This is a genomic window from Streptomyces durbertensis, assembly GCF_014156695.1.
Lineage (GTDB): Bacteria > Actinomycetota > Actinomycetes > Streptomycetales > Streptomycetaceae > Streptomyces > Streptomyces durbertensis.
This window is the reverse complement of record NZ_WMLF01000013.1, coordinates 19,027-30,723: the sequence shown is the minus strand read 5'-3', so window position 1 is coordinate 30,723 and position 11,697 is coordinate 19,027. Positions and strand designations below refer to the sequence as shown.

The following is an 11,697-nucleotide window of genomic DNA, read 5'->3' as shown; positions in this document are numbered from 1 at the left end:
GGCGGGGGCTACACGGGCGGCCTGAGGCGGGCCGTCAGCCGCAGCGTACGCGGGGACAGCCGGGCGAGTGCCCGTGCGGCCCTGGCCTCCGCGGTGACGGGCACCACGGCCTCGTTCCGGACGACCGCGCGGAGGATCGCGGCGGCGACCTTCTCCGGGGGGTAGTTGCGGCGGCCGTAGAGGCGGGTGGCCTTCTGCCGGCGGCGCTTCTGCTCCTTCTCGTCGGTGCCGGCGAAGCGTGTGGTGTTGGTGATGTTGGTGTTCACCACGCCGGGGCATATCGCCGAGACGCCGATGTCGTGCTCGGCCAGCTCGGCGCGCAGGCTCTCGCTGAGCATCAGCACGGCCGCCTTGGAGGCGCCGTAGGCGCCGAGCGAGCGGGACGGGAGGTAGGCGGCGGCGGACGCGGTGTTCACGAGGTGCCCGCCCTGGCCGCGTTCGACCATCTGCCGGCCGAAGAGCCGGCAGCCGTGGATGACGCCCCACAGGTTGACGTCGAGAACGCGCCGCCACTCCTCGGTGGTGGTGTCCAGGAGGGAGCCGGCGAGGCCGACGCCGGCGTTGTTGACGACGACGTCCGGGACGCCGTGCTCGGTGCGGACGCGGTCCGCGAGCTTCTCCATGGCGGACTCGTCGGACACGTCGGCCACTTCGGCGTGGGCCTCGGCGGCGCCGACCAGGGTGGCCATCTCCGCCGTGCGGTGGACGCCTTCGGCGTCCCGGTCGACGGCGACGACCCGGGCGCCTGCCTCGGCGAAGGCGAAGACGGTGGCGCGCCCGATGCCGCTGGCGGCGCCGGTGACAAGGACCAGCTGGCCGCCGAAGCGGTCGGCGTGCGGACCGGAGGGCGGGAGTGCGCGGGGCAGGGCCCGGGTGGTGGCGCCGACGCCCGCGCGCTCCCCCGCGCCGTCGCGTGGCCCGGCGTTGTCGTCGGGCTCGTTCGCGTGGACGAAGTCGCGGATCCACCGGGAGAGTTGGTCGGAACGGGTGCGGGGTGCCCAGTGGCGGGCGGCGAGGGTGCGCCTGGTCAGCCGGGGCACCCACCGCTCCAGCTCGTCGTAGAGCCGGGGGGAGAGGAAGGCGTCGCCGGTGGGCGTGACGAGCTGGACGGGGGTGTGCGCGTAGGCGTCGTCGCGGGGGCGCAGGAGGCGTGAGCGGACGTTGTCGCGGTAGAGCCAGGCGCCGTGCGCGGCGTCGTCGGGGAGGGAGGGTGTCGGGTAGTCGTCCGTGCTGACGCGCTCCATGCGGGTGAGCAGCTTCGGCCACCAGCGCCGGCCGAGCGGGCCGCGCCAGGCCAGCTCCGGCAGCGCCGGGGTGTGCAGCGCGTACACGTACCAGGACTTGGCGCCCTGGCCGAGGAGTTGGCCGACGCGGCGGGGCGTGGGGCGGTTGACGCGCTTCTTCAGCCAGTGCCCGAAGTGGTCGAGGCAGGGGCCGGAGATCGAGGTGAAGGAGGCGACGCGGCCCTCGGTGCGGCGGACGGTCGCGAACTCCCAGCCCTGCACCGATCCCCAGTCGTGGCCCACCAGGTGGACCGGCCGGTCGGGGCTCACCGCGTCGACGACGGCGAGGAAGTCGTCGGTGAGCTTCTCCAGGGTGAAGCCGCCGCGCAGCGGCTTCGGGGCGCTGGAACGGCCGCAGCCGCGTACGTCGTAGAGGATGACGTGGAAGTCGGCGGCGAGCCGCTGGGCGACCTCGCTCCAGACCTCCTTGGAGTCCGGGTAGCCGTGGACCAGGACGACGGGGGGCCGCCCCCGCTCACCCAGCTCGGCGACGCACAGCTCGACGCCCTCGGCCGTCCGCACGCGCCGCACCGGGGCGCCGTCCAGCCCCGCCGCGCCGTCCGGCGGCGGAGTGTCTTCCGGGGTCGTGCTCCCGCCGGTTGTCGGCTCGGAACCGCTCATCGCTGCTTGCCCTCCCGGGAATCCCGCTCCTGACCGCCCCGCTCGGGACAGTCCTGCCAGCGCCGCACGTGCGGCAGGTCGTCGTCCAACCAGAACGCGCTCTCCTCCGGGTCGCGCGAGTCGGTGACGACCAGGATCTCCTCGAACTTGGCGCCGGTGCCCCGGAATCCGAGATGCGGTTCGACCGCCCACAGCCCCGGCCGCGGCGGGTGGTCGGAGAAGCGGTACGGGCTCCACAGCGGCGACCAGCCCTCCCGGTGGCCGCGCAGCGCGTCGCCCGCCAGGCCCTTCAGCGACTGGAGGCCGAACCCGAAGAGCGTCGGGGACCAGCCCTCGCGGACGCGGTCCACCCGGTGCGCGATGACGCCGAAGGGGTAGGCGCGGTGCCGGTTCTCGTAGCCCTGGCGGACCATCAGCCGGTCGACGGCCAGGTAGATCTCCCGCAGCGGGCGCCGCTCCCGGACCTGCTCGAGTATGAGCGCGCGGTGCGCGGCGAGGTCGTCGAGCAGCTTCTCGTGGAGCGGGTGCGGGCCGAGGCAGCCGGAGTAGCCGATGTCGGCGGTGTACCCCCGGTACACGGGCGCCATGTCGAGGATGAACGGCATGCCGGGCTCCAGCCGCCGGTCGGTGGGGAAGAACTGCAGCGGGTGCCGGAAGCCGGCGAACGCCGTGCGGTCGCCGAACCAGGCGAACGGGAGGTGGAACCAGTCGCGGACGCCGCGCTCGGCGAGGTACCGGCGCTGCATCCGGGCGGCCTCCCGCTCGGTCACGCCCGGGCGGAGCTGCGCGGCGACCGCCTCCGCGCACTCGTACGCCAGCCGCTGCACCTCGCGGAAGCCGCGCAGCTCCGGGCTCCGGTGGCGTGGCTCCGCGCCCGGCCCGGGCGGCCCCGTGCGGGCGGAGGGGGCCCGGGGAGCCGTCGCGGCCCCGCCCGCCGCCGCCCTACCAGCCGCCGCCAGGCCGGCCGCCGTCAAGCCGACCGCCGCCACACCAGCCGCCGCCACACCAGCCGCCGTCATGCCAGCCCTCGCCATGCCGTCACCGTCCTGTCCCGCCCGCCCGTCGTGGGGCGGGCGCGGTACGTGCCCGTAACTTGACACTGATGACTGTGACAACGGTCCATGGCGTCGTCAAGGGGTGTGCGCAACCCTGTGGATACCGCCGGTAACCCGTTCTGGCGCCGCACTGTTCGCCGCCGGCGGCATCAACTTCCGTAGCCGCGCCACCCTCCTGAAGACCTGCTTCCCGGGGGTCCCCCTACACCCTGAGTCGGAGAAGGCGCCGCGACGGACAGCCGTCCGGAGGGACGCGGCGGGGGCCGCCTCTGCCCTAGCGTCGTACCCGTGACAGTGATCGCGACCGAACGCCTCAGCAAGCGGTACCCACGGGTGACCGCGCTCGACCGGCTGGACCTCGGCATCAAACCGGGCGTCACCGGTCTGGTCGGCGCCAACGGCGCCGGCAAGTCCACCCTGATCAAGATCCTGCTGGGGCTGGCGCCCGCGACCGAGGGCAACGCCAGCGTCCTCGGCATGGACGTGCGCACCGAAGGTCCGCGCATCCGTGAACGGGTCGGCTACATGCCCGAGCACGACTGCCTGCCGCCCGACGTCTCGGCCACCGAGTTCGTCGTCCACATGGCGCGCATGGCCGGGCTGCCGCCGACCGCCGCCCGGGAGCGCACCGCTGACACGCTGCGGCACGTCGGGCTGCACGAGGAGCGCTACCGTCCCATGGGCGGCTACTCCACGGGCATGAAGCAGCGTGTGAAGCTCGCCCAGGCCTTGGTGCACGACCCGCAGCTGGTCTTCCTCGACGAGCCGACCAACGGCCTCGACCCCGTGGGCCGGGACGACATGCTGGGCCTGATCCGGCGCGTCCACACCGACTTCGGCATCTCTGTCCTCGTCACCTCGCACCTGCTCGGCGAGCTGGAGCGCACCTGCGACCACGTCGTGATCATCGACGGCGGGAAGCTGCTGCGCTCCTCCGCCACCGCCGACTTCACCCAGGCCACCGCCGCCCTCGCGGTGGAGGTCACCGACAGCGACGACCACCCGGACGGCACCGCCGCCCTGCGGGAGGCGCTGCTCGCCGCCGGGCTGCGCGTGGAGAGCGGCGGCCCCGGCACGCAGACGCTGCCGGGCGCCGGCCGGATCGTCCTGGTCGACGCCGCCGACGAGCTCACCCACGACGTCGTCCGCGACACGGTCGCCGAACTCGGACTCGGCCTCGTCCGCATGGAGCAGCGCAGACACCGCATCGCCGAGGTGTTCCAGACCCCGGCCGACGCCCCGCAGGCACCGAAGGGAGGCGGCACCGATGTCCGCTGAGACCACCCCCACCACGGCCCGGGCCGCCGAGGCTCCGGCCGGCGCGTCGATCCACGACATCGGCTACCGCCACTACGACGGCGAACGCCACGGCCGCGCCTACGTCCGCCGGTCGCTGTACGTGCAGTCGCTGCGCGGCGCGTTCGGCATCGGCCGCAGCGCCAGGTCCAAGGTGCTGCCGATCCTGCTGCTGACCTTCATGTGCGTGCCCGCGGTCATCATCGTGGCCATCGCGGTGTTCACCGACGCCCACTCGCTGGTGGCGAAGCCCACCAACCTGGTGATCGGCGCGATGCCGCTCATCGGTCTGTTCGTCGCGGCCGTGGCGCCGCAACTGGTCTCCCGGGACCTGCGGTTCAACACCATGCCGCTGTACCTGTCGCGGCCGATGGAGCGCTCCGACTACGTGGCGGCCAAGTTCGCCGCCATGGCCACGGCCGTCGCGGTCTTCACCGGTCTGCCGCTGCTGGTGATGTTCCTCGGCGGGCTGCTCGGCAAGCTGAAGTTCGCCGACCAGGCCAGGAGCTTCGCGTTCGGCCTGGTCCTGGTCGCCCTGTTCTCGCTGCTGCACGCCGGTATCGGCCTGCTGGTCGCGTCCGTCACGCCGCGCCGCGGCTTCGGCGTCGGCGCCATCATCGCCGTGCTGACGATCCCCTACTTCGCGGTCAACATGCTCATGGGGATCCTCTGGTACAACGACCGGCAGGGCCCGGTCGAGTGGCTCGGCCTGCTCTCGCCCGGCACGCTGATGTCCGGCGTCCAGTCCAAGTACCTGGACGGCACCAGCGACTTCCCCGGCGAGATCGTCGTGTCGGACGTCGCCGGTGCGGTCTACCTGCTGGTCACCGCGCTGCTGATCGCGGGCTCGTACGCGCTGCTGAACGTCCGCTACCGGAGGGCCGGCCTGTGACCCGCCGCCGCTTCACCACCACGTCCGCCAGCCGGTCCCGAGGGAGAGCCCAGTGACCACGATCCGCATCGACCACGCCTCCCGGTGGTTCGGCAACGTCGTCGCCGTCAACGACGTCACCTTCGACGTCGGGCCCGGCGTCACCGGCCTGCTCGGCCCCAACGGCGCCGGCAAGTCCACCCTGATCAACCTCATGGCCGGCTTCCTCGCCCCCTCCACCGGCAGCGTCACGCTCGACGACCGGCCGATCTGGAAGAACGAGGAGGTCTACCGCGAGATCGGCCTCGTCCCCGAGCGGGAGGCGATGTACGACTTCCTCACCGGGCAGGAGTTCGTCCTCGCCAACGCCGAGCTGCACGGGCTGCCCGACCCGGGTGCCGCCACCGCCCGCGCGCTGGCCACGGTCGAGATGGAGTACGCCGCCGACCGCCGCATCAACACGTACAGCAAGGGCATGCGGCAGCGGGTGAAGATGGCCTCCGCGCTGGTGCACGAGCCGTCCGTGCTGCTGCTCGACGAGCCGTTCAACGGCATGGACCCGCGCCAGCGCATGCAGCTGATGGAGCTGCTGCGGCGGATGGGCCAGGACGGCCGCACGGTGCTGTTCTCCTCGCACATCCTGGAGGAGGTCGAGCAGCTCGCCGCGCACATCGAGGTCATCGTCGCGGGCCGGCACGCCGCCAGCGGCGACTTCCGCCGCATCCGCCGGCTGATGACCGACCGCCCGCACCGCTACCTCGTCCGCTCCAGCGACGACCGGGCGCTGGCCGCCGCGCTCATCGCCGACGCCTCCACCGCCGGCATCGAACTCGACTTCACGGAGCGGGCGCTGCGTGTGCAGGCCGTCGACTTCGGCCGTTTCACCCAGGAACTCCCGCGCATCGCCCGCAGCCACGGCATCCGGCTGCTGACGGTCTCGCCGTCGGACGAGTCCCTGGAGTCCGTCTTCTCCTACCTCGTCTCGGCCTAGCAAGGAGCCACGTGTCATGTACGACCCCACGGTCGCCCGGCTCACCTACCGGGCTCTGCTCGGCCGACGCCGCGCTCTCATCCTCTGCGTCCTGCCGGCACTGCTGCTGGCCATCGCCCTCCTCCTCCGACTCAGCGGCGTCGCCGACGACAGCGTGGCGACGAACCTGCTCGGCGGCTTCGCACTCGCCACGCTTGTCCCGCTGATCGGCGTCATCGTCGGCACCGGCGCGATCGGCCCGGAGATCGACGACGGCTCGATCGTCTACCTGCTGTCCAAGCCGCTCAAGCGGTCCACCATCATCCTCACCAAGCTGACCGTCGCGGTCGGCGTGACGTTCCTCTTCGCGGCGCTGCCGGTGCTGCTCGCCGGACTGATCATGGTCGGCGGCAGCCAGCAGATCGCGGTGGCGTTCGCGATCGGCACGATCGTGGCGTCCGTCGCCTACTGCGCGCTGTTCCTGCTGCTCGGCACGGTCAGCCGCAACGCGGTGATCATCGGTCTGGTCTACGCGCTGGTCTGGGAGGCGCTGTTCGGCAACTTCGTGCCCGGCGCGCGCACCCTGAGCGTGCAGCAGTGGGGCCTGGCGCTGGTCGACCGGATCGTCGGCAGCGGTGTGGAGGTGACCAGCGCGGTCGCGCTGCCCACCGCCGGCATCCTGCTGGCCGTGGTCACCGTCGCCGGCACCTGGTACGCCGTCGAGCGACTGAAGGTCCTCACCCTCGCGGGCGAGGAGTAACCGGCGCCCGGGGCGGGCAGGCAGCGGGCACACACACGCCCCCGCCCGCCCCGGCGGCGCGTCGGGCGCGGCGTCGGTGCCGGTCGGCGCCGCGCGGTCATGATGGCCGCATGGACCTCTATGACGTGATCGTGCTGGGTGCCGGCCCGCCCGGCGAGAACCTCGCCGAGCGGGTCCGCGCCGCCGGGCTGTCCGTCGCCGTCGTGGAATCCGAACTCGCCGGCGGTGAGTGCTCGTACTGGGCGTGCATGCCGAGCAAGGCGCTGCTGCGCCCGCCGACGGCGCTCGCGGAGGCCCGGCGGCTGGCCGGCGCGCGGGAGGCGCTGACGGGCGACCTGGACGCCGCCGCCGTGCTCGGCCGTCGCGACGCGTTCGCCGCGCACTGGGACGACTCCGGGCAGGTCGACTGGATCCGCTCCACCGGTGCCGAGTTCGTCCGGGGCCACGGGCGGATCGACGGGCCCTGCCGGGTGATCGTGGAGACGCCCGCCGGGGTGCAGCGGCTGCTCACCGCGCGGCACGCCGTGGCCGTCTGTACCGGCAGCACCGCCGCGCTGCCCGATCTTCCCGGGCTGCCCGAGGCGTTGCCGTGGACCAACCGGGAGGGCACCGGAGCCCGAGAGGTGCCGGGCCGGCTCGCGGTGGTCGGAGGCGGGCCCGTGGCCGTCGAACTCGCCTACGCGTGGCAGGCGTTGGGAGCGGACGTGACGATGCTGGTGCGCGGCGGGCGGCTGCTGGAGCGGATGGAGCCGTTTGCCGGCGAGCACGTCGCCGAGGGGCTGCGGGAGGCCGGCGTCGATGTGCGCTTCGGCGTCTCGGTCGGCGGGGTGCGACGCCCCGACCCGGAAGGCGAGATCACCCTCGAACTCGACGACGGCGGGCAACTCGTCGCCAACCAGGCGCTGTTCGCCACCGGCCGGCGGCCGCGCACCGACGACATCGGGCTGGAGACCGTCGGTCTCGAACCGGGCGCCTGGCTGCCGGTGGACGACACCCTGCGGGTGACCGGGGTGTCGGGCGACTGGCTCTACGCCGTCGGGGACGTCAACCACCGGGCGCTCCTCACCCACCAGGGCAAGTACCAGGCGAGGATCGCCGGTGCCGCCATCGCCGCCCGCGCCCACGGCGGCACCGAACTGGACACCGCCCGTTGGGGCGCCCACCAGGCCACCGCCGACCGGGACGCGGTCACCCAGGTGGTCTTCGGCGTGCCCGAGGCGGCGGCCGTCGGGCTGACGGTCGCGGAGGCCGAGGAGCGCGGACTGCGCGTCCGGGCGGTCGACTTCGACCTCGGCAGGGTGTCGGGGGCCGTGCTGTTCGCCGACGACTACCGGGGCCACGCCCGGATGGTGGTGGACCGGGAACGCGGAGTACTCGTCGGCGCCACCTTTGTCGGCCCGGGCGTCAGCGAACTGCTGCACTCCGCCTCCGTCGCGGTGGTCGGCGAGGTGCCGGTCGAGCGGCTGTGGCACGCCGTCCCGGCCTACCCGACGATCAGCGAGATCTGGCTGCGGCTGCTGGAGACCTGGCGCGACGGGGAGGACGGCGGCGGGGAGAGCGGCGGCGCCGGGTGACGGCCTCGGCGGCGGGTCAACGTCCCAGGAACGCGCCGCCGTTGACCTGGATGATCTGCCCCGTGACGTGGCCGGCGGCGTGGGAGGCGAGCCAGTGCAGCGTCTCGGCGACGTCGCCCGGCCTGCCGGCGCGGCCGGTGAACGTCTCCGCGACCAGTTCGCGGTGCCGCTCCTCGGTCATCGAGTCGCCGAAGAATCCGGTGTCCTCCACGTAGCCGGGCGCGACGACGTTGACCGTGACGCCGTGCGGCCCGAGACGGCGGGCCAGGTCGAAGGCGTAGGGGTGCAGCGCCGCCTTGGCGGCGGCGTAGGCGCACGAGCCCGAGCCCCGCAGCGCGGAGATCGAGCCGAGGAACAGCACCCGGCCGCCGGGGCAGGCCAGCCGGTGGCTCAGCGCGTCGGTGAGCAGGACGGAGGTGAGGACGTTGAGCCGGAAGTTGAGCGTCCAGTCGTGCGCGACCGCGCCGAGCCCGCCGTCGCGGGCGGGCTCGGCGGCGTCCTCCAGGCCGCCGTTGCCGCCGGCGGCGTTCACCAGCACGTCGACGGCGCCGAACTCCACCCTGAGGTAGTTCTCGACCCGTTCGGCCCCTTCGGGGGTGGTCAGGTCGGCGGCGACGGCGGCCGCGCCGGGCAACTCGGCCAGCGCCTCCTCCAGCACGTGCGGCCGCCGGCCCACGAGGACCAACTGGTCGCCGTCCGCCGCGAAGCGGCGCGCCGCCGCCAACCCGATGCCGGTGCCGCCGCCACTGATCACCACTGTCCGCGTCATAGACCGGAGGGTAGCGGGACGGGCCGCCCGCCACCCGGCACCCGCCAGGACCCGGCGGTGTCGGGTGACGGACCGCCCGGCGGTCTCAGTCGAGGGCGGGCGCGGGGGTGCCGGAGCGGAGGCGGTCCAGTACCAGCGCGATGCCGTCCGCGTCGTTCGAGGCGGTGACCTCGTCGGCCACCTCCCGCAGCTCCGGGTGCGCGTCGGCCATCGCCACGCCCCAGGACGCCCAGCGGAACATCGGCACGTCGTTCGGCATGTCGCCGAAGGCGATCGTCTCCCGCGCGGTCACGCCGAGGCGACGGGCCGCCAGTGACAGGCCGGTGGCCTTGGTGAGCCCGGCCGGCAGCAGTTCCACGACGCCCTCGCCGGCCATCACCACGTCGACGAGGTGCCCGGCGGCCTCCCGGGCGGCCTTGGCGAGCGCGTCGTCGTCCAGCACCGGGTGCTGGAGGTACACCTTGGCGACGGGCTCGGCCAGGATGTCCGCCGGGTCGTCGGTCCACAGGACCGGCAGTCCGCCGTCGACGACCAGGAAGTCGCGGGTGGCGACGACCTCGCCGGCCAGCCCGTCCCGGGACGCGGCGAGCGCCAGCGGGCCGGTCATCCGCTGGACCTCGGTGAGCGCGGCGGCGGCGAGCCGCCGGTCGAGCGTGACGGAGGTCAGCAGCCGCCGTTCACCCGCGTGGTAGAGCTGCCCGCCCTGCCCGCAGACGGCCAGGCCGGTGTAGCCGAGTTCGTCGAGTATGGGGATCGTCCACGGCACGTTCCGGCCGGTGACCACGAGGTGGAGGGCTCCGGTGTCGGTGGCCGCGCGGAGGGCGTCCCTGGTGCGCGACGACACGGAGCCGTCGCGGCGCAGCAGGGTTCCGTCGAGGTCGGTGGCGACCAGCCGGTAGGGGAAGCTCACCCGGCGACCGGTTCGAGCACGTCGCGGCCGCCGAGGTAGGGCCGCAGCATCTCGGGGACGCGCACCGAGCCGTCCTCCTGCTGGTGGTTCTCCAGCAGCGCGACGATCGTGCGCGGCACCGCGCACAGCGTGCCGTTGAGCGTCGCCAGCGGCTTGACGTGCTTGCCGTCCCGCATGCGGATCGACAGCCGGCGGGCCTGGAACTCGTCGCAGTTGGAGGCGGAGGTCAGCTCGCGGTACTTGCCCTGCGTGGGGATCCACGCCTCGCAGTCGTACTTGCGGGAGGCGGAGGCGCCGAGGTCGCCGGTGGCCACGTCGATGACCTGGAACGGCAGCTCCAGACCGGTGAGCCACTGCTTCTCCCACTCCAGCAGCCGCCGGTGCTCGGCCTCGGCGTCGGCCGGGTCGACGTAGGAGAACATCTCGACCTTGTCGAACTGGTGCACCCGGAAGATGCCCCGGGTGTCCTTGCCGTACGTGCCGGCCTCGCGGCGGAAGCAGGGGGAGAACCCGGCGTAGCGCAGCGGCAGCCGCTCGGCGGGGACGATCTCGTCCATGTGGTAGGCGGCGAGGGGGACCTCGGAGGTCCCGACCAGGTAGTAGTCGTCCTTCTCCAGGTGGTAGACGTTCTCGGCGGCCTGACCGAGGAAGCCGGTGCCCTCCATCGCGCGCGGCTTGACCAGCGCGGGGGTGAGCATCGGGACGAAGCCGGCCTCGGTGGCCTGGGCGATGGCGGCGTTGACCAGGGCCAGCTCCAGCAGGGCGCCGACGCCGGTGAGGTAGTAGAAGCGCGAGCCGGAGACCTTCGCGCCGCGCTCGACGTCGATGGCGCCGAGCAGCTGGCCGAGTTCCAGGTGGTCGCGGGGGGTGAAGCCCTCGGCCTCGAAGTCGCGGATCGTGCCGACGGTCTCCAGGACGGTGAAGTCGTCCTCGCCGCCGACGGGCACGTCCGGGTGGACGAGGTTGCCCAGCCTGAGCAGCAGGCGCTGCGTCTCCTCGGCGGCCTCGTCCTGGGCGGCGTCGGCGGCCTTCACGGCGGCGGACAGCTCGCCCGCGCGCTTGAGCAGCTCGGCCTTCTCGTCGCCGCTCGCCCTGGGGATGAGCTTGCCGAGTTGCTTCTGCTCCGAACGCAGTTCGTCGAAGCGCACGCTGGAGGACCGACGGCGCTCGTCGGCGCTCAGGAGCGCGTCGACGAGGTCGACGTCCTCTCCTCGGGCGCGCTGGGAGGCGCGCACACGGTCCGGGTCCTCACGAAGCAGGCGAAGGTCAATCACCAGGCCAGGCTACCGGTGCCGGGCGCACGGCAGGACCGGACGTCGATTTGTCCGCCACCGCGGTGTTTCCGCCGGGTCGGTGCTTGATGCGTGCTTTGCGGTGCCTCATGCTGTTCACCGGTCGCGGGCGGCGGGGTGGAGCTGTCCGCCGGCGAGCCGACTCCGACACCGTGGGGGCCGGAGTGGTCGCCCTGTGTTATCCACAGCGGTGGGCCGTACGTTCGGGTTTTCCACAGGCTGTGTCGTCGGCCTGTGGAAATCCGAGGTGGCGCGGGGTGTGGTGCTCCGTACCGGGTTCCGCGGTGTGTCTTGCT

Annotated in this window: 10 protein-coding genes; 5 read left to right on the top strand and 5 right to left on the bottom strand. The window is 73.3% G+C overall.

From position 1 onward, the window contains the following. Positions 1 to 8: 8 nt before the first annotated feature. Positions 9 to 1,904, bottom strand: coding sequence for an SDR family oxidoreductase (locus GL263_RS01930; protein WP_182853763.1), 1,896 nt, complete (start codon positions 1,902 to 1,904; stop codon positions 9 to 11). Continuing rightward, positions 1,901 to 2,938 carry a M24 family metallopeptidase gene (locus GL263_RS01925; RefSeq protein ID WP_228456021.1) on the bottom strand — a complete coding sequence of 346 codons (1,038 nt, stop codon included), beginning with the start codon at positions 2,936 to 2,938 and terminating at the stop codon, positions 1,901 to 1,903. The genes GL263_RS01930 and GL263_RS01925 overlap by 4 nt, the downstream gene beginning before the upstream one ends. Before the next feature lie 315 nt (positions 2,939 to 3,253). Here GL263_RS01925 and GL263_RS01920 point away from each other — a divergent pair, with 315 nt between their 5' ends. The 5 genes from GL263_RS01920 (at position 3,254) to GL263_RS01900 (ending at position 8,430) form a co-directional block, all read left to right on the top strand. Beyond that, entirely contained in the window at positions 3,254 to 4,237 is a 984-nt protein-coding gene (locus tag GL263_RS01920) for an ABC transporter ATP-binding protein (protein ID WP_182853767.1), read from the top strand. Further along, entirely contained in the window at positions 4,227 to 5,147 is a 921-nt protein-coding gene (locus GL263_RS01915) for an ABC transporter permease subunit (protein ID WP_182853762.1), read from the top strand. Before GL263_RS01920 ends, GL263_RS01915 begins: the two co-directional genes overlap by 11 nt. A gap of 52 nt (positions 5,148 to 5,199) precedes the next feature. Further along, a complete protein-coding gene (locus tag GL263_RS01910) occupies positions 5,200 to 6,117 on the top strand; it encodes an ABC transporter ATP-binding protein (RefSeq protein WP_182853761.1) in 918 nt (305 codons plus the stop codon). 16 nt (positions 6,118 to 6,133) lie between these two features. Further along, complete coding sequence (locus tag GL263_RS01905; protein WP_182853760.1) at positions 6,134 to 6,856, top strand: ABC transporter permease; 723 nt, start codon at positions 6,134 to 6,136, stop codon at positions 6,854 to 6,856. Positions 6,857 to 6,966: 110 nt separating this feature from the next. After that, positions 6,967 to 8,430: a dihydrolipoyl dehydrogenase family protein gene (locus GL263_RS01900; protein WP_182853759.1), complete on the top strand. Its 1,464-nt coding sequence runs from the start codon at positions 6,967 to 6,969 to the stop codon at positions 8,428 to 8,430. A 16-nt stretch (positions 8,431 to 8,446) separates the two neighbouring features. Here GL263_RS01900 and GL263_RS01895 read toward each other — a convergent pair whose 3' ends face one another. From GL263_RS01895 to serS, 3 genes are all read right to left on the bottom strand, one after another. Further along, on the bottom strand, positions 8,447 to 9,199 hold the full coding sequence (locus GL263_RS01895; RefSeq protein WP_182853758.1) for an SDR family NAD(P)-dependent oxidoreductase: 753 nt from the start codon (positions 9,197 to 9,199) through the stop codon (positions 8,447 to 8,449). A gap of 85 nt (positions 9,200 to 9,284) precedes the next feature. After that, entirely contained in the window at positions 9,285 to 10,109 is an 825-nt protein-coding gene (locus GL263_RS01890; RefSeq protein ID WP_182853757.1) for an HAD family hydrolase, read from the bottom strand. After that, positions 10,106 to 11,383, bottom strand: coding sequence for a serine--tRNA ligase (serS, locus tag GL263_RS01885; RefSeq protein WP_182853756.1), 1,278 nt, complete (start codon positions 11,381 to 11,383; stop codon positions 10,106 to 10,108). The genes GL263_RS01890 and serS overlap by 4 nt, the downstream gene beginning before the upstream one ends. Between the last annotated feature and the right edge of the window lie 314 nt (positions 11,384 to 11,697).